Origin of the sequence: Methanothrix sp. (genome assembly GCF_030055635.1) — an archaeon.
Lineage (GTDB): Archaea > Halobacteriota > Methanosarcinia > Methanotrichales > Methanotrichaceae > Methanothrix_B.
Genome location: NZ_JASFYM010000018.1, coordinates 1 through 23,523, shown reverse-complemented (window position 1 = coordinate 23,523; position 23,523 = coordinate 1). Strand labels below are relative to the sequence as shown.

General features: G+C 55.7%; 22 protein-coding genes. 9 read left to right on the top strand and 13 right to left on the bottom strand.

The genetic code is table 11. The features are described 5' to 3' along the window. Nucleotides 1-153 precede the first annotated feature (153 nt). The 5 genes from QFX31_RS07780 to QFX31_RS07760 all read left to right on the top strand — a co-directional run bounded on the left by QFX31_RS07780 (nucleotide 154) and on the right by QFX31_RS07760 (nucleotide 6,288). A complete protein-coding gene (locus tag QFX31_RS07780) occupies nucleotides 154-900 on the top strand; it encodes an ATPase domain-containing protein (protein WP_348531539.1) in 747 nt (248 codons plus the stop codon). A gap of 7 nt (nucleotides 901-907) precedes the next feature. Further along, a complete protein-coding gene (locus QFX31_RS07775) occupies nucleotides 908-2,692 on the top strand; it encodes a glycogen synthase (protein ID WP_348531538.1) in 1,785 nt (594 codons plus the stop codon). Continuing rightward, nucleotides 2,692-3,909 (top strand): glycosyltransferase family 4 protein, encoded by a 1,218-nt coding sequence (locus QFX31_RS07770; RefSeq protein WP_348531537.1) that lies wholly within the window; start codon nucleotides 2,692-2,694, stop codon nucleotides 3,907-3,909. Before QFX31_RS07775 ends, QFX31_RS07770 begins: the two co-directional genes overlap by 1 nt. An 83-nt stretch (nucleotides 3,910-3,992) precedes the next feature. Beyond that, nucleotides 3,993-4,859: a DUF4921 family protein gene (locus QFX31_RS07765; protein WP_348531536.1), complete on the top strand. Its 867-nt coding sequence runs from the start codon at nucleotides 3,993-3,995 to the stop codon at nucleotides 4,857-4,859. A 265-nt stretch (nucleotides 4,860-5,124) separates the two neighbouring features. Beyond that, complete coding sequence (locus tag QFX31_RS07760) at nucleotides 5,125-6,288, top strand: glycosyltransferase family 4 protein (RefSeq protein WP_348531535.1); 1,164 nt, start codon at nucleotides 5,125-5,127, stop codon at nucleotides 6,286-6,288. Between the two features lie 174 nt (nucleotides 6,289-6,462). On the opposite strand, the gene QFX31_RS07755 is transcribed toward QFX31_RS07760, so the two are convergent. Further along, complete coding sequence (locus QFX31_RS07755) at nucleotides 6,463-8,574, bottom strand: oligosaccharyl transferase, archaeosortase A system-associated (protein ID WP_348531534.1); 2,112 nt, start codon at nucleotides 8,572-8,574, stop codon at nucleotides 6,463-6,465. 46 nt (nucleotides 8,575-8,620) lie between these two features. Beyond that, nucleotides 8,621-9,049: a peptidylprolyl isomerase gene (locus QFX31_RS07750; protein WP_348531533.1), complete on the bottom strand. Its 429-nt coding sequence runs from the start codon at nucleotides 9,047-9,049 to the stop codon at nucleotides 8,621-8,623. A gap of 129 nt (nucleotides 9,050-9,178) precedes the next feature. On the opposite strand from QFX31_RS07750, the gene QFX31_RS07745 reads away from it, so the two are divergent. Then, nucleotides 9,179-9,601, top strand: a complete 423-nt coding sequence (locus tag QFX31_RS07745; protein ID WP_348531532.1) for a hypothetical protein — start codon at nucleotides 9,179-9,181, stop codon at nucleotides 9,599-9,601. Between the two features lie 4 nt (nucleotides 9,602-9,605). Here QFX31_RS07745 and QFX31_RS07740 read toward each other — a convergent pair whose 3' ends face one another. After that, nucleotides 9,606-10,301 carry a hypothetical protein gene (locus QFX31_RS07740; RefSeq protein WP_348531531.1) on the bottom strand — a complete coding sequence of 232 codons (696 nt, stop codon included), beginning with the start codon at nucleotides 10,299-10,301 and terminating at the stop codon, nucleotides 9,606-9,608. A gap of 175 nt (nucleotides 10,302-10,476) precedes the next feature. Between QFX31_RS07740 and QFX31_RS07735 the strand changes: the two genes are divergently transcribed. Next, nucleotides 10,477-10,656, top strand: coding sequence for a hypothetical protein (locus tag QFX31_RS07735; protein ID WP_348531530.1), 180 nt, complete (start codon nucleotides 10,477-10,479; stop codon nucleotides 10,654-10,656). Between the two features lie 29 nt (nucleotides 10,657-10,685). Here the strand turns inward: QFX31_RS07735 and glmU are convergent, their stop codons facing one another. From glmU to QFX31_RS07720, 3 genes are all read right to left on the bottom strand, one after another. Next, the gene (gene glmU, locus QFX31_RS07730; RefSeq protein WP_348531529.1) at nucleotides 10,686-11,915 is read right to left on the bottom strand and encodes a bifunctional sugar-1-phosphate nucleotidylyltransferase/acetyltransferase; all 1,230 of its coding nucleotides are present in this window, start codon (nucleotides 11,913-11,915) and stop codon (nucleotides 10,686-10,688) included. 106 nt (nucleotides 11,916-12,021) lie between these two features. Then, nucleotides 12,022-13,758 (bottom strand): aldehyde ferredoxin oxidoreductase family protein, encoded by a 1,737-nt coding sequence (locus QFX31_RS07725; RefSeq protein ID WP_348531528.1) that lies wholly within the window; start codon nucleotides 13,756-13,758, stop codon nucleotides 12,022-12,024. Nucleotide 13,759: 1 nt separating this feature from the next. Continuing rightward, nucleotides 13,760-14,218, bottom strand: a complete 459-nt coding sequence (locus QFX31_RS07720; protein WP_348531527.1) for a 4Fe-4S dicluster domain-containing protein — start codon at nucleotides 14,216-14,218, stop codon at nucleotides 13,760-13,762. Nucleotides 14,219-14,505: 287 nt separating this feature from the next. On the opposite strand from QFX31_RS07720, the gene QFX31_RS07715 reads away from it, so the two are divergent. Both QFX31_RS07715 and QFX31_RS07710 read left to right on the top strand, forming a co-directional pair. Next, nucleotides 14,506-14,781: a DUF2098 domain-containing protein gene (locus tag QFX31_RS07715; protein ID WP_297759675.1), complete on the top strand. Its 276-nt coding sequence runs from the start codon at nucleotides 14,506-14,508 to the stop codon at nucleotides 14,779-14,781. Continuing rightward, complete coding sequence (locus QFX31_RS07710; RefSeq protein ID WP_348531526.1) at nucleotides 14,756-15,877, top strand: DUF2117 domain-containing protein; 1,122 nt, start codon at nucleotides 14,756-14,758, stop codon at nucleotides 15,875-15,877. The genes QFX31_RS07715 and QFX31_RS07710 overlap by 26 nt, the downstream gene beginning before the upstream one ends. A 25-nt stretch (nucleotides 15,878-15,902) precedes the next feature. Here the strand turns inward: QFX31_RS07710 and QFX31_RS07705 are convergent, their stop codons facing one another. From QFX31_RS07705 to QFX31_RS07675, 7 genes are all read right to left on the bottom strand, one after another. Continuing rightward, a complete protein-coding gene (locus QFX31_RS07705; protein ID WP_348531525.1) occupies nucleotides 15,903-16,763 on the bottom strand; it encodes a universal stress protein in 861 nt (286 codons plus the stop codon). A 217-nt stretch (nucleotides 16,764-16,980) separates the two neighbouring features. Next, nucleotides 16,981-17,982, bottom strand: a complete 1,002-nt coding sequence (gene amrS / locus QFX31_RS07700; protein ID WP_348531561.1) for an AmmeMemoRadiSam system radical SAM enzyme — start codon at nucleotides 17,980-17,982, stop codon at nucleotides 16,981-16,983. Nucleotides 17,983-18,289: 307 nt separating this feature from the next. Beyond that, complete coding sequence (locus tag QFX31_RS07695; protein WP_348531524.1) at nucleotides 18,290-18,616, bottom strand: hypothetical protein; 327 nt, start codon at nucleotides 18,614-18,616, stop codon at nucleotides 18,290-18,292. A gap of 30 nt (nucleotides 18,617-18,646) precedes the next feature. Further along, complete coding sequence (pdxT, locus tag QFX31_RS07690) at nucleotides 18,647-19,210, bottom strand: pyridoxal 5'-phosphate synthase glutaminase subunit PdxT (protein ID WP_348531560.1); 564 nt, start codon at nucleotides 19,208-19,210, stop codon at nucleotides 18,647-18,649. Between the two features lie 43 nt (nucleotides 19,211-19,253). Further along, a complete protein-coding gene (gene pdxS / locus QFX31_RS07685) occupies nucleotides 19,254-20,147 on the bottom strand; it encodes a pyridoxal 5'-phosphate synthase lyase subunit PdxS (RefSeq protein ID WP_348531523.1) in 894 nt (297 codons plus the stop codon). Nucleotides 20,148-20,303: 156 nt separating this feature from the next. Further along, nucleotides 20,304-21,473, bottom strand: a complete 1,170-nt coding sequence (locus QFX31_RS07680; protein WP_348531522.1) for an ABC transporter permease — start codon at nucleotides 21,471-21,473, stop codon at nucleotides 20,304-20,306. Further along, the gene (locus QFX31_RS07675) at nucleotides 21,470-22,597 is read right to left on the bottom strand and encodes an ABC transporter permease (RefSeq protein ID WP_348531559.1); all 1,128 of its coding nucleotides are present in this window, start codon (nucleotides 22,595-22,597) and stop codon (nucleotides 21,470-21,472) included. The genes QFX31_RS07680 and QFX31_RS07675 overlap by 4 nt, the downstream gene beginning before the upstream one ends. Nucleotides 22,598-23,523: the final 926 nt, after the last annotated feature.

Here is a 23,523-nt window from a genome sequence, read left to right as displayed (position 1 = left end):
ACGTACCTTCTCAACCAGGAATACGTCGACATCTAACCCGAAAAGTGGCGCAGTGATGCCCCAGCTTCACAGCTCTAAAGACTGCTATCATTTTTATCGCATACCGGAAAAACTAAGTACTCTAGACTCTGAAGATGTACAGGAGGAGTGTCTGTGGATACGCGTGATGTTGAGGCGATTGGCGCCAAGAAATATACAAAAGTCAGGTCCGGCATACCAGGCTTCGACGAGCTTGTCAATGGCGGATTCAACAGGGGGACAGTCAATACGGTCACCGGTGGCTCCGGTACGGGAAAGACGGTATTCGCCACCCAGTTCATATATGAGGGCATCAGGATGGGCGACAAGGGGATGATAATAACGCCCTCTGAGAGCGCTGAGTCCCTCAAGAGGGAGATGTACTCCTCATTCAACTGGGATCTGTGGAAGCTGGAGGAGGAGAAAAAGCTTGTCATAGTCGACGTCACAGATCCCGTGCTCAGGCTTCAGAAGAGCATAGATCTCGACCCAGTGGATTTTCTCGTCAACTTCAGAAAGCTGGTCGAGCGGAAGGTGAGGGAGGAGAACCCTCAGAGGGTGTTCATAGATGATCTGATGGCCTTCTTCTACGCGGTTCAGGCGCCGTTCAAGATAAGGTCGCTGGCAGATGATCTCTTCTCGAGCCTGAGAGCAACAAAGGCCACGTCAGTCATAACGATAGGCACCGCATTCGGCATGAACCAGATACTGGAGTACGGCGCTGATTCGTGCACAATGCTCAGGAGGGACAGAATCGGAAACGCCCTCGTGCGCTCCATTTATGTTATGAAGATGCGGGGCTCGAAGATATCCAACAGCATACGGGTCCTGGACATCTCGGACGATGGGATGGCGGTCTCGGGCCTGTCACCCTATCCGTGAGGGGATCATGATACAGAGATGGATAGTGATCGCGGGAGAGGAGGCCGGACCGGTCTCGAACAAGATGGGCGGCATATGGAATGTGATAGATGCAGAGGCCAGGACTCTCGCAAAGCTGATCAGCAGCGGCGAGATCGAGAACGACATACGAATCCTGGTCGCCGGCCCCTACTTCCCCACAGCGGGAGCAGACTGGAACAGGGGGAAGATGCGTGTTACAGACATATCCGGCCTCGAGCCGCTCAGCATGGGCGGCGAGATCACAACAGCCCTGGAGCGGCTCGAATCCCTCGGGATCAAATCAGTAACAGGACAGGCGGTGTATCATGATGTTCCGGTCGGCTACATACTGTTCGATACGCATTACTATGACAGCTGCATAGTTCGCAGGGACGCCAGGGAGATGACGCTCACGAACGCGATAAAGGAGGAGGCATGGAAGCTTGTGGGGCTGGACTCGCTGAAGTACGAGCGTCTCAGCAACGCTCCCGAGTACAACCACTACCTCTGCCTCTCCTATGCGATATCAGAGCTTGTGCGTGTGCTGAAGTCGATGGCTGAGGAGCCTGCAGAGAAATACGCTGACAGGGCTGTGTCGGAGTTCGCACGCTCTGTGCTTCCGAAGATAAGAATATCGCTCCACTGCCATGAGTTCGGTGTCTTCTACGCGCTTGCGCGTCTGAAGGCTCTCGGCCAGCCCGTTCGCACGATGGCGACGCTCCACGCCACGGTTCCGGGAAGGGCAGCGGGACACAGATCTTTGGAGATGATAGCCAGGAATGAGAAGATTTGGCCTCCGAACACCCCTGTATCGATGGCTGCACTGGAAGGCCTGGCGAGATACGCGGATATCGTGACCTTCGTCGGCGACTCCACGATGAAGGAGGCCATGCTCTTCCACGATCTCAAGGGAATCGTCATAAGAAACGGGATAGAGGTGGAGCAGGATCACATAGACTGGGAGAAGAAGAACCGCTGCAGAGCCAGGATACAGAAGTTCCTCTCGGATACACTCTACAACCTCTACGGCGGGGAGAAGATCGATCCTGAGAACATAATTCCTGTATTCACAATATCTAGGATAGAGATAGAGAACAAGGGCTATCCACAGCTCCTGGATGCACTGGTCCTTCAGGATCACCTGCTCAAACACAGAGCTATGAAGCAGAGGTTTGCCGAGAAGATCAGGGTGGCATGCTTCCTCATAGCGGCGCATGGCCCGAAGCAGAAGGACAGGCTCCCGCAGGGCTTCCCGATAAACCTGACGCCTGAGATTCTCGTATGGGAGGAGAACAGGCTCTACAAGATGATACAGGAGAAGGGGCTGGAGCCTTGGAGGCTCGTATCGGGAAACCGCATAGTATCCGCGATCCTGTATCCGCAATGGGTCGGGCCAGAGGACGGCGGGCTGAACATGAGGGCGGACGAGATCATGGCAGGCTGCGTTGCAGGCATCTTCCCATCACAGTACGAGCCCTTCCTTCTCACGGGACTTGAGGCCGGAAGGGAGGGGACGCCGAGCATAGTCAGCAGAGCCTGTGGCTTCAGCGATGCTCTGAAGAAGATAAAGAGACTCACAACAGGCATGGGCGGGGTTGTTGTGGTCGACAACATAGAGCAGACGTACAATGAGACCGTGCTCGACTACGCCCTAGCCCTCGATTACTTCACCTGGAGCCATGTGGCAGATCAGATCGAGTACAGGCTCCTGTGCGAGGAGTCGTTTGCGCTTGCGAAGTACATGGACTGGAAGGAGCCTGTCATGGAGTATTACAGAAACCTGGTGGTGTGATGAATATAGCATACCTGAGCACAGAGTACCCTCCAATGGTCTACGGCGGTCTTGGTGTTTATGTGGATTCGATATCCAGAGAGATCGCCTCGATGGGGCATAGGGTCTCTGTGTTCACCATGGGCAGGCCAGATCTGAAGAGAAAGGAGACGAAGAAGGGTGTTACGGCGTTCAGGGAGATCCCGCTTCCGATGGGCGATGCGCTTGAGATATTCTATTCGAGGGAGACCCTCTCCTGGGGCTCTGGCCTGGATTTCCTGAACGATCTCCTGAGCTACAACCAGCTGGCTGCAGCCCGTTTGAGGGACTCGGGTCCTTTTGATCTCTGTGTTGCACACGACTGGCTCGCGCTGCCCGCAGGGATGGCGCTGCGTCAGAGCACTCCATTTATATACCACGTCCACTGCACCGAGATCGGGCGCTCCGAGCACCCCAACCAGCAGCTTGTATCGCTGGAGAAGAAAGGCGCCAGGCTGGCTGATCTGGTGCTCACAGTCTCAGAGGCGATGAAGGTGGAGCTCGAGGGGCTCGGGGTGCCGGCGGATAAGATAAGAGTGTGCTATCACGGCGTGGATACGAAGCTCTTCGATCCATCTGCGGTGAAGCCAGAGCGTCTTGAGATGCTGAGAGAAAGCTACGGCCTGAAGGAATCCGATAAAGTCCTGTTATTCCTGGGGAGGCTCGAGCCTGTAAAGGGCGTTTCCCAGCTTCTCAGCGCTCTCCCTCTCATCCGCAGGAGCCATCCGGATGTCAGGCTCCTCCTGGTGGGAAGCGGCTCCCTTGTGGATCATCTCAGATCTGAGGCTGAGCGGCTTGGCGGTGTTCTGCTAATTGATCGCTACCTCTCCCCTCAGGAGAAGGCATACCATTACGCGCTCGCTGACCTCTGCATATTCCCCAGCATCTACGAGCCGTTCGGGATAGTTGCGCTCGAGGCCGCATCGATGGAACGCGCCTGTGTCGTCGGGGCCAGCGGCGTCAGCGGTCTCAGGGAGATAGTCATGAAGCCGGAGACTGAGAAGCCTACAGGCGTGCATGTGAACGCCCGCGACCCGAATGATATCGCGTGGGGCGTCAATCTAGCTCTCGAAGATCCGGATCGACTCAGGGAGTGGGGGAGGAACGCCAGGGAGAGGGTCCTGGAGATGTTCACCTGGCGTAAAGCAGCTGAGAGGACATTGAGTATCTACGAGGAGGTTATCGCATACCGGAGCTGAGGCGTCACTACTTTCTGGAGGAGTACTGCGTCATAGCGAGGGAGCGGGCCAGGAGGCCCACAGATTTCATCCGGGCGAGGGAGATGCGCGCATCGAAGGAGTGCCCGTTCTGCCCAGGGAACGAGGAGATGACGCCCAGAGCCCTGGCTGTGTACAGGGAGGATGGCGTGTTTGCAGACGGCGAGACGCGGATCAGGGGATGGTGGGCCAGATGCATTCCGAACATGTACCCTGCTGTTGTTCAGAGCCCGGCTGCGCCAACTCCGGAGTGGGTGGCTGTGCCTGCGAGGGGAGGGCACGAGGTCATAATCGAATCGCCGGATCATGAGAGCAGCCCGGCCACCTTTGATTATGAGACAGCGATCAGAATGATCAGCGTCTACGCTGACAGATACCGGTATCACGTCGAGCATGGATCATCATATGTATCCATATTCAAGAACTGGGGACGTGAGGCCGGTGCGTCCCTGAGCCACACGCACACACAGCTGATAGCGCTTCCTCTGGTCCCGCCGCTTGTGATGCGTGAGATATCCTCGATATCGTCCATGCCTGCATGTCCCTACTGCACGATCGCTGAGAGGGAGTCGAGCTCTGAGAGGCTCATATTCAGAGAGGGAGAATGGGTTTGCATAGCGCCCTTTTACTCACAGACACCCTATGAGATGTGGATACTGCCGTTCAAGCACATCAGCAACCTTCTTGAGCTCAACGATTCGATGCTTGTAGGCCTTGGCAGAGCTCTGAAGGAGGCTCTCCGCCGGCTTTCTGCGCTTCTGAACGATCCGCCGTACAACTACATGCTCTTTCAGATGGGCTCAAACTACCATTTGAACATCAGGATTCAGCCTGCCATAACCAGGATCGCGGGCTTCGAGAAGAACACGGGAATCTACATAAACCCGGTTCCGCCTGAGCAGGCAGCCTCAGAGCTCAGGTCGGTCTCATGATTTGAATCTCCGGAGTGCTGCATATCACAAACACCATCCATGACCTCGATAGTTGTAAAAAATTGATGAATTGAAGACTGCCTGAAGTGCGGCATGCTCCAAAGAGCGAATTGCTGGTCGTGCGAGTATCATTTCGCATTACCAGGCGATGCATGTCGAAGGATCTCAAAACAGATCTGGCAAGACAGGCGGAATCAGAACAGAATTTCGAGAGATGTGAAAGAGTTAAATCACACCAACCAATTAGGATGTTAAAGGTGAGCTGATGCGTATAGGTATGTTCTCCTGGGAGAGCCTTTACTCGGTGAAGGTCGGCGGCGTGGCCCCGCATGTCTCTGAGCTGTCCGAGGCTCTCGCCAGGATGGGCCACGAGGTGCATGTCTTCACAAGGCGTGGCGATTTCGATTACTACGATAAGATCAATGAAGTGCATTATCAGCGTGTGGACCACGACCCCACAGGGGATATAGTTCATCAGATGGACACTATGTGCGATGCGATGGTCGATCGGTTCGAGTCCGTGCAGAATATCTTCGGGAGGTTCGATCTGATTCACGGCCACGACTGGCATCCTGTGAATGCGATCGTGCGGATAAAAAAGAGCCATTCAATACCGCTGATATTCACAGTCCACAGCACCGAGTGGGGCAGGAACGGGAACAGCCATCCCCAGAATCCTGTATCGCGAGAGATATCCCATCGCGAATGGCTCGGAGGCTACGAGTCTGCAAGGGTGATAGTGACGACAGAGTGCATGAAGAACGAGCTGATGATGCTCTACTCCATACCGGAGCAGAAGATCGAGGTGATCCCCAACGGGATAGTGATCGGAAAGCTCAGAAGGGTTCTAGATGCCGGCAGGGTCAAGGAGAGGTACGGCATACATCCGCTTGCACCTGTGATCCTCTTCTGCGGAAGGATGTGCTACCAGAAGGGTCCGGATCTTCTGGTCAGAGCGATACCCGATGTGCTCAGGGAGAGGTGGGACGCGAAGTTTGTTTTCGTCGGCGAGGGTGATATGAAGTGGGAGTGCGAGCGTCTGGCGAGAGAGCTCGGCGTCGAGCACGCGTGCAGGTTTCTCGGATACGTTCCGAGCTCAACAAAAGAGGATCTGATGAACGCATGCGACATAATATGCCTGCCTAGCAGGAACGAGCCGTTCGGCGTGGTGGTCCTGGAGGCGTGGGATGCCGGAAAGCCTGTGGTCGCCACGGAGGCTGTCACGATAATAAAAAACTTCGAGGACGGGCTGCTCGCCTACATACAGCCTGAGTCCCTTGCGTGGTGCATCAGGCGTCTGCTCAGCAACCCTGAGGAGATGAAGAGGCTGTCTGCAATGGGCCGGGCGAGGCTCGAGCATGACTTCAGCTGGGACAAGATCGCAGAGATGACCGTGAGGGTCTATGAGGATGTGCTGGGTCAGGGCTGAGGTTCATGGTGCGGTATCTTCAGGCCGGTCTGTTTTGCAGATTTCTACATTTGCTCATCATGGTGATCTGGCGAATCGGTAACCCCGCAGAAAGAGGTAGAGTAAGCTGTACCTGATTGGAGTTACCACGTTCGCCACTCCGACGGTTCGATCACATGGGCCTCTAAGTTTCGATCAGAGATCCAGCTGGATCGTGCTGCCACCGAGCACGTCCTTCTCCTCGATGCTCAGCTCTTTTGCGATCTCCGGGTTCATGATGATATAGGCGCCTTCTGCTCTCACGGCTCCGTTGTCTCCGGTCGAGTACGGCAGGCGGAGCGTGTAAACGCCGCTCACAGGCGCGGTTTCAATCGCGTACGTGAACCTCCGGCCCTGGTTGGTTGTCAGGTTGAGGAGCGCAACAACAGGCCCGCTGCTTCTGCCGGTCACAACCGCTCCGGGGACATGCTCGAAGATCTTCACGCTCGCGCTGCTCGGGTTGTTTCCTTTGAATGTTCTGGATTCGTACACAAGTCTCAGATGGCTCATGTTCAGTCCATCGTACAGCTGGAGGCGGGCGAGCATCGTCCTCCTGAGACGGTCCGTCAGCTCTATGCTGAGATACTTTCCTGAGGCGGTATATCTCATGTAGCTCGCCGGGTCCTCCCCGATCCATCGTGCTGTCGATGGAAGGGTGAGATACAGCATCTCCCATGATGTTATTACATACCTCGCGTTCCTTCTCTCCAGTATTCTCTCCCCATCGCTCTCGCTCTCAGACAGAAAGAACCTCGTGGAATCATCCACTCCTGCCTGGAAGTTGTTCGCAACCACCGGTCGTTCTGCGAGGTAGAGTATCCAGTTGCCATAGCTCCAGCTGCTCATTATGCCGTACTCCGGCCTTCCGGAGGGATCATCGAAGAAGCTGGTCGCTGGAGTGTTCTCCTTAAGCCACTTCAGCGCATCCACCCAGTCGCCCTCTATATCAGGCGTATCATCGGAGATCCTGCTGAGCCTCCAGAAGGATGGAATTGACATCACAACGAGAATGATAAGCGTGAAGGCCATCATCTGTCTCCTCTCCAGAGACCTCTTCTCAGCGAGGGTGCAGAGCTCTGAGAAGAGAACAGCGAAGAGGATGGACATGTTCATCGCGAGGATGTAGAGAAACCTCTTCTGCCCGAATGTGAGAAGCAGGGCGATTAAGGTCCATACGATCAGTAGAACCTTCTTCCGATCGTAGATGTGACGTCTCGCGACCAGCGCCAGAACTGCCACTGTTACGATTATGTTGAGCCCGAGGACCGACATGAGATCCATGGTCAGGAGCGGGCTTGCCTCCTCTATGAGCCCAGCCATCTCTCCCCCCATGATGTAGGGGAGCCTGCTCACCAGTGTTGTGTAAACCACAGATGTTATGCCGTCTCTGAGTGTGTATACTAAAAGTAGAACGATCAAGCCAGCGGATATCATGATACCCGGAAGCGAGTACCACGGCAGGCGTTTCTGCGAGAGAATGTAGATCGCATATCCAAAAAGAGATGCGCCGAGAAGGGCGGATATGGCGATGGCCGATGGGAGCATCCAGTGACTGCTCCAGAGCGGGAGCACGAGAAGCGAGGCTATCGCAGGCGCGATCACGAGATCTTTCGGCGGCTCTCTGCCATCCCTGAGATCCAGGGACATCCTGGCGATGGTGTAGAGCAGAACTATGAGAATATAAGCGGCTGAGCCCATCCATGTGTAGGCCAGAAGCGCCATTAAGATTCCGGAAGCTGCAGACCACCTAATGTCGCTGGTGGATCTCAGAAGCGCTAGCACGATGAGTGAGAGCAGCAGCATCTCGAGAGCATGGTGATCAACGTATCCAAAGGAGTTCACTGCCACCGCGTATGAGGATATTGCGAGAAAGAAGGCGGATGCCAGGCCGGTCCGCGCATCAAACATCTCCTTCGCAGCGAGGTAGATGACCCCGACCGTGAGTGCGCCGAGAAGAGGCGGGAGCAGCGACGTTATAATCTCTGCGCTGTGTGTGCCCCCACCGAGCGATGCCAAAGCAGCCCCGAGTATATCGAAGAGCGGCGGCCAGGTTATCTCAAGCCCTTTTGGATAATCCACGTATGAATCGAACCAGAGCGTGGCAGGAAAGTGGTTCACTGTATAAATAATCCTGCGCATGTGGTAGTAGGAATCCGGACCGTAGAAGAGCACAGATCCATCTGACAGAGCGAGCCTCCCGGCATACAGCCTCAAAAGAAATGCTGAGATGATGATTACAACAGCCCAGAGCCTGCGCTGAGATCTCATGACAGAACCGCCCGACGCTGAACTATCTATTTTGCGAGGTTCGATATCACAGTATCTCCACCAGCCTGATCTCGTATATCAGATCCACGCCTGCAAGCGGATGGTTGGCGTTCAGCACCACCTTCTCTCCTATGATATCCATTATCTCCACCTTGATCACCCTTCCATCATCCTCGACAATCTCCAGCGTGTCGCCTATATTAAGCTCGAGATCCATTGGAAGTTTGGACCTATCGACCTCGACCTCGAGATCCTGCCTGTACGGGCCGTATCCCTTCTCCGGCGGTATCCTGACGGTCTTCACCTCCCCCGGTCTCATTCCGATGACCGCCTCCTCGAACCCTGGCAGCACCCTGCCATCTCCCAGCACAAACTCGAATGGCTCCTCGCCCTCGGAGGTATCCACAACGACACCTCTCTCAAGCCTTGCAGTGTAATGCACACGGACCCTGTCCCCGAGCTTAGCTCCGCCCATAAACTCATCTCCAGGCATCACGCCTGTATGCGCAGCATGTATAATATCTTGCTGCTGCTTCCAGATTCAAACATAATTGACCGTAAAATACTTATTCAGTTATAAACAACTCTACGCTGGAGGTTCGGAATGGATCAGCTGGTTGCCACGATTGTGCCGATATTTGCGGCCGGTTTCGCGATACAGCAGTTTCTTGAGATACTGGATCCGATAGTTGTGAGGCTGATAGGGGAGAGGGACAAGAAGCTGATCCTCGGGATAATATCGCTGATCGCGGGTCTTCTGATAGCCTTCGGCACAGGCCTCCGCGTGCTGGCGCCGCTATGCATCTACAGCGATATCCAGGAGGGATCTTACTTTGATCTGCTCGATGCCCTGATCACAGCGTTCATAATAAGCGCCGGCACAGAGGGCATCAACTCTGTGATGAAGTTCCTGGGCTACGCGAAGGAGAGCAAGAAGGGAGACGCCGCAGCTCTGAAGGCGTGGGTGAGCAGGGACGAGGATGCCAGGGACATAATGTACAGAATGGACAGAAAAAGGGAAAGATAGGCGATCAGCTCAGGGTCACCCCGGCGGGGATCGCGTCTATGACGACCGTCTCGCTGGGTATGCTGTCCTTCACAAAGCTGATCAGATACCTTCCGGGATCGGTTATGTTCAGTGACATATGGCTGTATCCGGCTGGCATGACGACTCTGTTCACAGAGACAGTCGAATCAGGAGATATCTTGTACACATCAGCCATGCCCGCTGTCTTTGTGTATGCAAGAAGCCACACGCTCGAGCCGGCAGGAGCCTTCACGTATCTGGTCAGGCTGTCCGCGCCGTGGATGTAGAGATGGTTGCTCTCAGTGTAGAGGGGCGCTGATACATATGTCGTGTATGGCACCGGCGTCCCGCCTATGTATACGTAGGAGGGCGGCGAGACCATCTCGAACCTTATGAACGTCCCCTCCGGAGTGTACGCCCAACCACCGACATTTCCCGAGCCCCATGCCCAGCTCTTGTCTGGCGGAAGGTTCGGTGGGGTCTTCCACTTCGATCTGAAGTACGTGGAGCCCTTGACGTAGAATACGTAGTTATCGTAGACTGAGAGGCCTGCACCTGTTGGATCCTCGAGGAAGTTCAGGGTACCCTCATGGTACGTCTCGAGCATATCATCCGCAAGCCATGACTTGTTCTCCTCAGCACCGCTGGCTGCAGCTACAAACGCCAGCAGCGCGATCGCAAAACCAAAACCAATTCTCATTCAGGATTCACCCCATGGTTCCCCAGGTTTAGTGAGAATGGCGGGAGGATTTAAAAGCATTTCTGGATATGCCCGTGACTTCCTTCCCCTGAATGGAAGGGGGTATTCTGCCTGGTGCGGAAATGGTCTGCATTCAATGACCATTTCCGTACCAGAAGACCATGGAGTTGCGCGATTGTCCGTGAGCGCATCCCGCATCTCTTGCGGGAGCGGGGAGAACGGAGCGATCGACTATTATTTGATGGCCGTCGGGATGCTAATGGAGCTGGTGAAAGCGGCGAGGGAGGACCTCTGTCTCCATGCGGACAAGCAGAACCCCTCCCAGGTACCGCAGCGCTGGAGGCTGCCGGTCTGATTGATCCTAGTACACGACCGCAACGGGATTCAGCCCATGGACACGCTCTGCATGGCTTTCACGTATCCCCTGAGGGCCTCGCCTGGCCTCGAGAGGTAGCCGGGCTCTATCACGGTTCCGGGGTAGATGCATGTATGCACTCCAGTCTTGACGTTATCCCCCATTATCACGCCAAGCTTTCTCCTTCCTGTATCCACAAGCACGCCCTTGACATAGGAGCGGATGTTTCTGTTGTCATGCCTGAGGTTCGATACGATGGTGCCGGCGCCGAGGTTGCAGCCGTACCCGATGACGCTGTCCCCCACGTAGGACAGATGGCCTATCTTGGTGCCGTCCATGATGGTAGAGTTCTTGATCTCAACCGCATTTCCCACCCTCACGCTGTTCCCTATGCAAGATCCTGCGCGGATGTAGCAGTTCGGCCCTATATCGCAGTTCCTGCCGATCCACACAGGGCCCTCGATGTATGCGCCATTTCTCACCAGGGTGCCGCTGCCGATCGAGACATTTCCCTTGAGCGTGGCGCCGCTCTCCACATCCCCCTCAATGACCGGGCTCTTTCTCGAGAGCACAGCGTTCGAGGCTGTGAGTATGTCCCAGGGAACGCCGACCTCAACCCACTCGCTCAGCTCGACTGCCCAGATTTTTCTACCCGCGGCTGCAAGAGCGTTTATTCCATCTGTGAGCTCGTACTCGCCCCTGATCGAGACGGGGACCTCCTCCATGAGCTCGAAGATCTCCCTGTCGAGGAGGTATATACCGGCGTTCGCCATGTCAGATGGCGGCGACGGGCTCTTCTCTACGACCCCCTGCACCAGCCCATCTCTTAGCAGAAACACGCCATACCGGCTCGCCTCCACGACCCTGTGTGTGGCGACGCTGAGATCCTCCAGCGACATCATGTGCCTGAGCGCCTCGACGTCTGGAAGCACATCTCCGTTTATGACGAAGAACCTCTCATCCGAGAGGTCACTAGCAGCCATAAGCGCATGGCCTGTGCCCAGCTGTTTCTCCTGCACCGCATAGCTGATCTCAACATCGAAATCGCTGCCGTTCTTGAAGTAAGATGTTATCACATCTCTGCGATAGCCCACCACGAACACAAACCTGTTTATCCCTGCATCTCTGCATCTCAGTATGAGCTCCTCGAGCAGCGGGGCTCCACCCACTGGAAGCATGACCTTCGGCCTGCTCGCGGTGAGGGGCCTCATCCTGGAGCCCTCGCCTGCAGCCAGTACTATTGCCTGCATGCTGTTCATGACACCTCTCCCGCGCATTGATGTACCCCTGACGGATCCATTACCTCTCCTGACGTATGCATTTTGTTGCGCCTAGATGGGGTCATCAGATGGCAGGGTAATCCCTTTATGCCCATCCGCGTCTCTCCTTGTAGAGAGCTATCATCCTCTCCACAGTCTCTGGATCGATGCGCCCGAGCGTGCTCACGGTCTCGAAGAACCTCCTGGGTATCCTCGCCTTCGAGAGATCGAAGCCCTCCCTGGTCTTGAACCTGTACTTTTCCAGGAAGATCCTTCTCCCGAGCTCTGTCAGCTCCTCCCTGCTCTTTGTTATTCCAATCGATCCCAGTGCATCGATAATGTTCTCATCTGTGTAAACCCCTCTTGCGAAGAGGCATCCGACGAGCGAGTTGAACACGCTTCTGGAGTCGTCCTCTCTGATTATCTGATCGACCATGGAGCTCGGATCGAGCTGCTTCTTGGCAGCTGTCTGGTCTATACTGTATCCGGCGTTATCCAGATGCGAGTGCCTCACGCCCACGAGCTGGCCGACTATCGATGCAGGGCCTGTGTGGTATCCGGAGACCTCATTGCCCCCGAGGGCCATCGCGAAATCCATTCCGCCGTATCTGGAAGCGGCGAACTCAACACCCCTCGCAAGCGCAGCGTAGAACTCGTTCGGCGCAGCCACGATGTTCTCCATCGCCTTTATGTAGCCCTTCACGTTGTTCCACTGGAGCGGCACGCCGAGCGTCTCCTGGGGTGTGATCAGATCCTTCTCGTAGGCCTCTGTCGCCCACGAGAGCACCACGCCCGTGCTCATCGCATCCAGCCCCAGACGCTCGCATGTGTCTATCAGCTCCAGCACACCCTCAGCGGTCGTCACCCCCAGATTGCTGCCTAAAGAGTATATGGGCTCGTAATCGTAGCTGATCCTTCTCACTTCAAACTCGTGATGCTGGGTGAACGCGGTCTTTAGCATCGCTATGTGTATGCATCCTATTGGGCAGTGCGCACACGAGACCCTTCTGAAGAGGTACTCCTCCGCGAGCCTCTCGCCGCTTATGTTCTCTGCCTCTGCAAACGAGGTCGACTGGAAGTTGCGCGTCGGCAGCCCCTTGAGCTGGTTCAGCACGTTCACGTTTATGGGGGTCCCGAGGTCGTGGTACTTCTCCATCGCATCTGTCTGGACAACCATTCTGTAAATCCGGTTGTAGACCTCTCGATACCGCTTCGAGTCTGGAATCGAGACGTCCTCTGTTCCGGATATAACAATGGCCTTCAGGTTCTTGGATCCGAAGACCGCGCCCAGGCCGAGCCTGCCGAAGTGCCTGTAGGTGTCGACGATCACAGAGGCGTACCTGACCATCCTCTCGCCGGCAGGCCCGATCCTGATGATGCTCCTCCTCCCCACACCCTTCTCGACATCCCTCAGGATGATTCCAACGCGGGCAGCGCCGATCCCCCATATCGATGTGGCATCGCGCATCTTCACCTTGTCGTTCTCGATGGATATGTAGCAGGGGCGCTCAGCTCTGCCCTTTATCACGATCGACTCGTGGCCCGCGAACCTCATCGCCATCGCGAGCCTTCCGCCCGCGTAGCACTCCCCGAGCTCCCCTGTCAGCGGGGACTTGAACTGTGCCACTGTCTTTGTCATCGCCGGAAACATCGTCGAGAGGGGCCCTATGCTGAAGATTATCGGCGCATCCGGCGAGAGGGGATCAACGCCTGGAGGAGCCTCCCTGAGCAGAAGCTGTGTTGCGACCCCCGTACCGCCGAGCCACTCCTCGAAGAGGTCGTGCATCTCCTCGACCCAGCTCTCGCCGCTGGTGAGATCTATGTAAAGAACCCTTCTCAGCATGCTAATCCACCTCGATCAGCTTAAGCACATCATGCGGGCAGAATGCAACACATGCCCCGCAGTGCTTGCACTTCACGGCCTTGCCCTCGCTGTCAAGGGATATCGCTCCTATGAGGCATGCATCCACGCATTTACCGCAGCCGTCGCATAGATCTTTATCAAAGACAACACTCCCGTCCTCTCTCCTCGAGAGAGCTCCTTTTGGGCAGGCTCTGACACATGCAGGGTCCTCGCACGCGTGGCAGACCACTATTATGGGATCTCCCTCGATCCCTCCCTGCGTCTTGATCCTTATCGCCGAGCGCTCAAGCGATGCGTGTCCCGTGTTTATCCTGCTGCATGCGAACATGCAGCTCAGACATCCGATGCACCTCTCCGGATGGGCGACCTTCAACCTCCTCCGCTTCCTGGGCTTCTTCGCGACCTCCACGTTGGGTTTACCAGCAACAGCTCCTGCCATCTCTCATACCTCTCCAAAGCTACACACTGCTGTGCAGATATTAAGAAGATCCTCAATAGATATATAACCAACCAATCTCTTAAAGACAGAGGACCAGGCTGCAAATTGCGCATTGAGCTCGAGATACAGAGCGCCATGCTGTCTGCATGGCACACATCTCAAAGATCTTCAGATGCCATCATAAGTTCTGACTCGCAGAGGGCGCTTCAGCAAAATCGCAAGGCTTAAACCGGAGAGACGCGAAAATACCTGTGTCAGTGCACCTCACGGCTCGTATGGTGATTGTGATGGAGATAAAGGAAGGATCCCTGGTCAGGTACAACGGTACCGGGACTGTTGGGGTCGTCAAGCTCATAAAAGAGGAGGACGGGGAGACCTGGGCGCTTCTGGATTCCACAGAGCTCTACTACCTGACATCCTACCTGGAGCCCATAGAGAAGGTCCCTGAGCGCAAGGAGCTCAGTGGCATGTCTCTTGAGGATCTCGCGGAGAGGATGAAGGAGCAGAAAGAGCTGATGGAACGTGCCAGGCTCCACGATGAGAACCTCGAGTGCGGCGGATGAGCGCAGGCTCTCGATAGGCGTTGTAATCCACGGCCCAGAGGTAGTGGATACTGGATTTGCTCTTCAGGCCCTGGAATGGCTTGAAGGGCATGGCGATGTGGTGGCGGTCCTCGGCGGGACCATGGGCAGGGTTGCGATAATCGACGCAGGTCTTGAGGGAAGGGTGGATATCAGCAGGCGAAGATCTCCAAGCCAGTCCGTGCAGGACCTCCAGCACTCCGACCTCACAGTTCTAATGAATCACGCGAAGAGCAGGGAGACGGGGCTTGTTTTTGGATCAATCGTGGCCTCCCGAGCTAGGCCCACGAATCCCCTCATTCAGGTTGATTCCGGAGGCCGCTTCGTCGCAGCTCTTGCGAATTCATCTGAGAGAAGCAACGCCATTGCGGAAGGTCTTGCATCACACTTCGGTTTCGAGATCCTGGATGCCCTCATGCAATATGATGATCTGCGCCAGGAGGGCGATGTGATGGTGAGAAGGGTGTGGGGGGTCCTGCCAGGGGAGAGGATCTCGGTCAACGGCACGGTCATCGGCACTGCCACGGATACACATGTCGAGATCATGGCGCAGGACGGGAGGATCGTTGGCGCAAGGGGGATCAAGCTCAAAATGCATGGCCTGGAGAAGCTCCCATATGTCGATCTGAGATCCGCGATACTCCGAAGCGGGTCTGTGCGTAGAACCGCAGGTATGCTGAAACCACGGCTTTGCTCTCTCAGAACGGGCAGGAACGGCAGGTTCGCGATCATAGATCATACCGCAGAGGACGCATTTGAGCTCGCATCTGATGCATCATTTGTGATAACGATAGGCGACGATACAACGGCCATCGCCGGAGATGTCCTCTCAAGGCTCGGGATACCAGTTCTGGGTATAGTCGACGGCGATCCCGACGGCATATGCAATGGACTTGTCATGCCTGAGAGGAGCGTGATCGTCAGGGTGAGGGAGGGGAACGATGATATCGTCGGGAAGGCCATAAAAGCGATATCTGAGAAGCGCAGGCCGTCTAGCCTGGAGGAGGCTCTGAATATGGTAAGAGAGGCTGCGGGAGATCGCATTGTCTCCGTCATCCGCTGCGATGGCAGACGATAAAAATGTAAGATTAAAATCTGAGAGCTCAGTATATCGCGATCTTCGAGCTTCTCAGGATGAGAACAGGCCTGCTTGCCGTGTTTGCCACTCCGTACGCTGTGCTCCCGATCCTGCCCTTCTTGATCGCGGTTGCACCCTGCGAGCTCATCGCGATCAGTGAGACATCCTCCTGATTGGCGACAGATCTTATCTGCTCGCAGGCCTCGCCGACCACGACCTTTGTGCTCACGTTCAGACCGCCCTTTCTGAGCTCCGTCGCGATCTCATTCAGCCGATCCGTTCCGTATTTCACAGCGGAATCGATCTCCTCCTGCGTCTCGCCCCTGGAGACCACATGCATCAGCATCAGCTCGCCGATCCCGCTTATGTTCTTCAGGAACGATAGCGCCGCCTCGGCCGGCTGGGAGAAGTCTGTCGGATAAAGCACCTTGTGCAGCAGCCTCGCGCAGTATATGCCGACCGGCTTTCCCTCCATCATCCTGTATCTCATCAGAAGGAGGTGCGTGTTGCCGTAGCGCAGAACGTTTCTGGAGACGCTGCCCAGAAGCACGCTCTCGATCAGGCTCTTGCCCCTCGCGCCCATCGCCACCAGAGAGACGTTCTCCTCATCTGCCACCTTCTGTATCGCGCTCGCAACCTCTCCCTCCAGGACGGAGACCGCCCTCACCTTGACGTTCATTCCCTGAAGAGGGGCTGCCTCGCCCTCCAGCCTCTTCTCCGCCTCCCTGATCTCTGCAACAGGGTCCCAGACCCTGGCAAGCGGGTCCCTGCTGATGACATGAAGGAGAACAACATCCTTCACACCCGGGATCTGACCAGCGCACTCTACGACCTTTCTCGCGTGCTTAGAAAAGTCCGTGGGGATCAATATCTTCTCAAACATCATTTTCACCAGGCTTTCACATCTTTCTGCAAAGCTGCACAATAATTAATGCACGTCTTTACCTTTAATAGTTTTGCCGGCACTGAAGATCGATATTGATTGTTCATTATCATCAGTCGGCCTGAATCACAGCTGATCGCATCCAGTACCTGCAGGACTGTGAGCTCGTGGCACAGTGTGAACTGATAGAGAGTAGCCGGGCGCGGAGCCCTGCATCAGCTCACCAGACTCCCGGGATCTGCGTCCTGCACCTCGGGCATCTGCCATCAACAATGCTGTTGAGAGTCACGCGGTATGCGAATCGCTCGACAAGAAGCTCGCCGCAGCTGTGGCAGTGCGTGTTCTCCCCCTCGCCAGGGATGTTCCCCGCGTAGATGTACCGGATGCCTGCCTCTCTGCCTATGCCCATGGCTCTGCGGATTGTTGCAGCGCTCGTTGGCGGAGCATCTCTGAGCCTGTATGTTGGATGGAAGGCGGAGACATGCCATGGAATATCTACGCTCACGCCTGCGAGGAACTCCGCTATCTCCCTGAGCTGCTCATCGGAGTCGTTATAGCCGGGAATCACAAGAGTCGTGACCTCTGTCCACACCCCGAGCTTCGGGAAGAGCTCTATGTTTCTCTTCACCGGATCAACCCTCGCGCTGCATATCTTTCTGTAGAACTCGTCGTCGCCCTTCAGATCGATGTTGATCGCGTCCAGATACGGCGCGATCGCCCTTGCAGCCTCCTCTGACATGTAGCCGTTGCTGACGAAGTTGTTCTTGAGGCCGAACTTCTTCGCCTCGACAGCTGTATCGAGCGCGAACTCGAAGAATATCGTCGGCTCTGTGTACGTGTAGGATATAGATTGAACTCCAGACTCCAGGGCCTCCGCGACGATATCCTCAGGAGCCCTCTCACTGCCGATGATCATGCCCCGGTCCACGGGCATCTGGGAGATATCAGCGTTCTGGCAGTGCCTGCACCTGAAATTGCAGCCGACCGTGGCGATCGAGTAGCTCCTGCTGCCCGGCTGGAAGTGAAACAGAGGCTTCTTCTCCACAGGATCGACATGCTCAGCGACGATTTTGCCGTAAACTAGCGAGTAGAGGGTCCCGTCGATGTTCTCCCTGACACCGCAGATGCCCCTGCGACCAGGATGAATCCTGCAGCTGTGGTTGCAGAGGTTGCATCTTACATCGCCACCCTCAAGCCTATCGTAAAACATGGCCTCTTTCAGTTCAGCCATGATAACAGAGACGTCCTCTTAAATTATATACTCTCCTGATGGGCTGAAGACCTGGATCTCTTAGCTCTGCAGCGTGATGAGTTCTCGATCCAAGCCGATCAGAGAGCACGAAAATCGGGTGAAATCAGACTCGCTCTTACCTGTTCGCCAACTTGTAGGACAGGCATCTGGTTCGTTGGAAGCGCGCATTCGTTCCTCAGGAGCGCATAGTGGGGAGGTCGGTATCTCTGCGCAAAATCAGACTGATAAGAGCAATCCTGACCGAAAGACCTCCACCTGCTGCCCTGCGTCTCACACGCTAACCCCTCACAGCCTTCCTCCAGAGCTTCTCCGCCCTATCCGGGATCGACTCTATCTGCTCGTGTATATCTAAGCGGTGCTTTATGTCAGCTGCCTTTATGCGCAGCTCCACCGACTCGCGCATGAGCTCCCTGGCCTTTGTCCTGAGCTCCTCGGACTCTATCCACAGGGCCTCCGCCTGCTCAGGGTCGAGCTGCCGCATATCCACAGACCTCTTCCGGAGCGAGTCCGACTCCTCGATGGCAGATGCTGACTCTGCTCTCAGCTGCTCGGAACGCTTCAGGAGATCCTCCATCTCCCTGCGCATCTCATCGTAGCTTTTCACTGCGAACCTGCCATCGAAGATAGAACCACCTCAGGTCATCTCCAAGAACATCCTGTGGAACCGGAGATCACCGGTGAGCTCAGGATGGAACGCAAGACCTATGATCTTCCTCTGCCTCACCGCCACGGTGCGGCCGCCGAAGCGTGCAAGCTCCTGCACGCCATCTCCGCATCTCAGAACAACGGGCGCGCGGATGAAGACCGCCCTGTAGGGCCTGTCAAATCCTGCGACATCTATATCAGCCTCGAACGACTCGCGCTGCGGGCCGAAGGCGTTTCTTCCCACCGAGATATCGATCAGCCCGAGGGGTCTGACGTCGCCTGCATCGATCTCCTTTGCAACAAGCACCAGTCCAGCACATGTCGCGAGCACAGGCACATCATTCGCAGCAGCCTGCTTGATCTCAGCAGCTATACCTGTCCTCTCGAGCTGCCTGCTGATCGTTGTGCTCTCGCCTCCAGGTATAACTATGCCGGAGCATGTGGGTATGACGCCCGCCCGCCGTACGGGAACAGCCTGGCCGCCTGCCGCCTCTACGGCGCTGATATGCTCCGAGACGTCTCCCTGGAGGGCTATGACCCCAATCCTTCTCACGTTACCTCCAAAGCGGAAGCTCAGACCTCTGAGAAGAGCCGGCTCACCATCCTCTCGCCTGGAGCGCCTCTCCTTCCTGAAGGGTGCCGACATCTATGCCTTTCATCGGCCTTCCAAGACCTCTGGAGACCCTGGCCAGAACCTCCGGCTCGTCGTAGTGATGGACGGCCTCGACTATCGCTGCAGCCATAGCCTCCGGGTTCTCGGACTTGAATATGCCGGAGCCGACGAAGACGCCATCGGCACCGAGCTGCATCATAAGAGCCGCGTCTGCTGGTGTTGCTATGCCACCGGCAGCGAAGTTGACCACAGGCAGCCGCTGGAGACGGGCGCATTCAGCTACAAGCTCCGGGTCGGCCTCGATCTCGCGCGCGAACCTCATCAGCTCCTCGCTGTTCATGCCCTTGAGCTTCCGGATATCGCCCATGATCATCTTCATGTGTCTCACGGCCTGACTCACGTCACCGGTGCCCGCCTCCCCCTTGGTCCGTATCATGGCCGCACCTTCCCTGATACGCCTGAGGGCCTCGCCGAGGTTCCTGGCGCCGCATACGAACGGAACCTTGAATTTTGTCTTGTCGATATGGAACTCGTCCGCGGGGGTGAGAACCTCCGACTCGTCGATCATGTCCACCCCTATCGCCTCCAGGATCTGAGCCTCGACGAAGTGGCCGATCCTGACCTTGGCCATGACGGGTATGGTCACCGCATCGATGATCTCCTCGATCACCTTCGGATCAGCCATCCTGGCCACGCCGCCCATCTTTCTGATGTCAGCAGGAACCGCGTGGAGTGCCATGACAGCGACAGCTCCGGCCTCCTCAGCGATCATGGCCTGCTCAGGGGTGGTGACGTCCATGATGACTCCACCCTTCTGCATCTTGGCGAAGCCGCGCTTCAGCAGCTCCGTACCGAATCGAAGATTCTCCAGCTCCATGATAAATTCTTACCTCGAACGGTGAACTAGCTGCATTTACGGTAAATAAACTTTGCCCCGCGCACCGAACGCGCATCTTCATTGTGTCTGTTATGCTCTATCCCGAACACGCCTGATGAGACCTGCTCCCTATACGGGGCGGAGCACATGACGCGATCACTCGACCGCTATGGCCTCGACAGGATCGAGCCTGGATGCCCTGTAGGCAGGATAGAGTCCCGCCACAAGGTTGACAACCATGGAGTAGATCACAGCCCATAAGAAGAACTCAGGCTTCATCACCACGGTCATCCTTGATACCATGTATATCTCGCTCGGAAGTTCCACCGGATACATCATGATGAGTCTTGCTGCGATGTAAGCCAGGACACACCCGATGAGGGCGGATGGTGGAGCGAGGATAAGGCTCTCAAGAACGAATATCTTCATTATCGAGAACCTGGTCGCGCCCATCGCCATCAAAATGCCTATCTCCTTCGTCCTGCGGGTTATTATCATTATCATGGTATTGGCTATGCCGAATCCCGCTATCGCGAATATTAGAATGTAGAATACTACCACAAAGCGCGACTGCGTCTCGAGGAGGTTGAGTATATCACGGTTGATATCAACCCAGCTCCTGGCGTTGTAGCTGGTTTTCCTGTTGATCTCCTCCGAAAGATGCGGGGCATCGTAGAGGTCAGAGAGCCTCACAGAGACCTCTGACACGACATCGCCCTCGCTGAGGATATCCTGTGCGGTCTTCAGCGGGATGTACACAAGAGTCTTGTCGCTTGCTGTGCCTGTTTCTATGATGCCTGCGACCTTGAGTCGGATTGATCTGTTCTGCCTGATCAGCTCTATCCTGTCGCCGGTCGAGGCCCTGATATCCTCGGCAAGCTTGCTTCCGATAACAGCTGAGTATCTGCTCAGCTCGAGATCCCTGAAGCTCCCCTCGATAAGGTCCCTCTCAACCCTCATGAGAGGATCCTCATCTGATGGGATGACACCCACAACCTCCACGCCCCGTGCCCTGTCCCTGTGCTCGACGACCGCCTTCCCCCTCAGCCTGGGGGAGACAGCCTCCACCCCTGGATACGCCCACACTGTGGCGGAGAGCGTCCTGTAGAGGTGTATCTCGGTCTCCCCCTCCTTTGGTTCGATCACGACATGGGGATTGTTCTCGATGGTCGTGCTCATGATCTCCTCCCTGAAGCCGCCCATCAGGCCCATCATGACGACGATAATCGCCACAGCCAGGGCTACAGAGAGCACAGTGAAGAAAGCCATCCTGGGGTTTCTGACGATGTGATGTGATGCAATGATATGCTCAAACATCTCGCTCATCCACGCAGGGCGATCACAGGATCGAGCTTCGATGCCTTGTGCGCGGGATACACGCCAGCGGCCAGGCTCAGGAGGACCGCTGCCACCACTATGATCAGGATCTTCCGGGGGTCTATCACCACAGGAAGCACGAACTCCTCCCAGCCAGGAGCCTCGACCTCGAACTCCATGCCTTTGAGGTACAGAGAAAGAGCCACGCCGCCAGCAGCGCCGGCGACGCCGCCGATGAGTCCAAGAACAGTGCTCTGGATGAGGAATATGTTGCGTATCATCGCGCCAGTCGCCCCCTCTGCCATGAGCATCCCTATCTCAGATGTCTTCTCGAGAACAAGCATGTACATCACACTCGCTATCCCGAAGGCTGCGATGATCATTATGAGAAGCATGGTGATGTTGTTCTCAAGGTTCTCTATCGCAATGGTCCTCAGGATCTCCGGGTAAAGCTGCTGCCAGCTCTCTGCCTTGTATCCTGTTGCAGACAGCTCCCTGCTGATCCGATCTGCCATGTAGATGTCCCGGAGCTTGATATCTATGCCGTTTACGACATCCCCTTCACCCAGGAAGTTCCTGGCCGTGCGGAGCGAGACGAATGTCATCTCCTCAGGAAAGCCCTGCGGTGGATCGAATATGCCGGTGATCATGAGGTTCAGAGGGTTCGCATCAGGAAACCTCGCATCCACAGTGTCATCCAGCTCAACATCCAGCTTCTCGGCGAGCTTCTTCGAGATCACCATCCTGTTCTCCTGGTGGATTGACTCAAGATCTCCGTAAACCATCCGCTCTGAGATGCTCGGGTAGATCCTTTCCATCTCCGATGGTATCACTCCGATCAGAATAACGTTCTCGACGTTGTTCTTGTGCGAGAGTGATGCGGGTGCGCTCAGGCGCGGAGAGACTGCTGTAACACCCTCGAGCTGCCATATCCTGTCCATTAGCGTTCTGTAGAGGTAGATGTACTCCTCCCCCTCCTTCGGGCTCACGCTGACATGCGCGAGGTCCTTTACGATTATGTCGAGGAGATACTCCTGAAAGCCAGCCTGGAGCGATACAGAGGTCACGCTAACAGCCACCGCCAGCCCGATTGCAAGGACAGAAAGAGCAGTCTGACGCCTCCGGCTTCTGATATACCGGAACGATATGAATGTCTCCAGCAGATAACCACGCCCTTGATGAACTTTTTCAGCCTCTGGAGCAGCTGGCTCCAGAGGCTGTCCCTCCCTCCTCCTGTATCATTGCTATCAAGAACACACATTATTCATAAATAAAATCAATGTGATGAAACACTTCAGATATCCGGAAAAGCCGCCATGTGATGAATGGAACTTCTGGGCCTCTCGAGCCAGGGTGGGAACAGAGTAGGACCGCACGCTTCTCCCTGTAACCTCAAAGTATTTTAAACTTGGGGAGAGGGAGTTTACATGATCGCTCCAATTCATCTGATAAATTGTCCCTGAATGTGCTGGTCCTGCGACCCTGTCGGGCAAATGAATCCACCCGGCAAACGGTCTGCATGACCTCCATGTTGCTAAGTGACTTCCTCTCCGGCCCGAAGGCCGGAGCTTCCTGCGCTTCGACTCGCTTCGACTTTGTCGAAGCCTCTCGATTGCATCGAGAGCCGTCGAAGCCATTCGACGAAGTCGAAGGTTTCCTAGATCCAGTCATCCGGTATGCTTCTACTAACGTAGAAGCAGCGGCTACTTCAGTAGCCGCTTCTCCACAGGCTCTGCCCCTCAGTACGAGGGTGAGAATGTTCAACGTGCTTCTACTAACGTAGAAGCAGTGGCTACCTTCAGTAGCCACTCTGCATTATGATCTCGATCCATCCTAAGCCCGCATCTCGGGCACTCGTGGACTCGATCCTTCAGTGTCTTAGGCACAAGATACGAGTACATGACCCATAAAAAGATCTCGTCTGAGGATATCGCCTGCATTTCGCATTAACATTCATTTTCCGAACAATTTTCTCTGCATGGCCTGCGACAAACATTTTTAGCCGGCTCACAGGTTTGGAGAGAGGAGCAGCTTAGATGGAGACAGACACGCGATCAAT

Coding starts and splice junctions, on each gene's coding strand:
- QFX31_RS07775 (WP_348531538.1), top strand. CDS start 908: ATGATACAGAGATGGATAGTGATCGCGGGAGAGGAGGCCGGACCGGTC.
- QFX31_RS07770 (WP_348531537.1), top strand. CDS start 2,692: ATGAATATAGCATACCTGAGCACAGAGTACCCTCCAATGGTCTACGGC.
- QFX31_RS07765 (WP_348531536.1), top strand. CDS start 3,993: ATGCGCGCATCGAAGGAGTGCCCGTTCTGCCCAGGGAACGAGGAGATG.
- QFX31_RS07760 (WP_348531535.1), top strand. CDS start 5,125: ATGCGTATAGGTATGTTCTCCTGGGAGAGCCTTTACTCGGTGAAGGTC.
- QFX31_RS07755 (WP_348531534.1), bottom strand. CDS start 8,574: ATGAGATCTCAGCGCAGGCTCTGGGCTGTTGTAATCATCATCTCAGCA.
- QFX31_RS07750 (WP_348531533.1), bottom strand. CDS start 9,049: ATGGGCGGAGCTAAGCTCGGGGACAGGGTCCGTGTGCATTACACTGCA.
- QFX31_RS07745 (WP_348531532.1), top strand. CDS start 9,179: ATGGATCAGCTGGTTGCCACGATTGTGCCGATATTTGCGGCCGGTTTC.
- QFX31_RS07740 (WP_348531531.1), bottom strand. CDS start 10,301: ATGAGAATTGGTTTTGGTTTTGCGATCGCGCTGCTGGCGTTTGTAGCT.
- glmU (WP_348531529.1), bottom strand. CDS start 11,915: ATGAACAGCATGCAGGCAATAGTACTGGCTGCAGGCGAGGGCTCCAGG.
- QFX31_RS07725 (WP_348531528.1), bottom strand. CDS start 13,758: ATGCTGAGAAGGGTTCTTTACATAGATCTCACCAGCGGCGAGAGCTGG.
- QFX31_RS07720 (WP_348531527.1), bottom strand. CDS start 14,218: ATGGCAGGAGCTGTTGCTGGTAAACCCAACGTGGAGGTCGCGAAGAAG.
- QFX31_RS07715 (WP_297759675.1), top strand. CDS start 14,506: ATGGAGATAAAGGAAGGATCCCTGGTCAGGTACAACGGTACCGGGACT.
- QFX31_RS07710 (WP_348531526.1), top strand. CDS start 14,756: ATGAGAACCTCGAGTGCGGCGGATGAGCGCAGGCTCTCGATAGGCGTT.
- QFX31_RS07705 (WP_348531525.1), bottom strand. CDS start 16,763: ATGATGTTTGAGAAGATATTGATCCCCACGGACTTTTCTAAGCACGCG.
- pdxS (WP_348531523.1), bottom strand. CDS start 20,147: ATGGAGCTGGAGAATCTTCGATTCGGTACGGAGCTGCTGAAGCGCGGC.
- QFX31_RS07680 (WP_348531522.1), bottom strand. CDS start 21,473: ATGAGCGAGATGTTTGAGCATATCATTGCATCACATCACATCGTCAGA.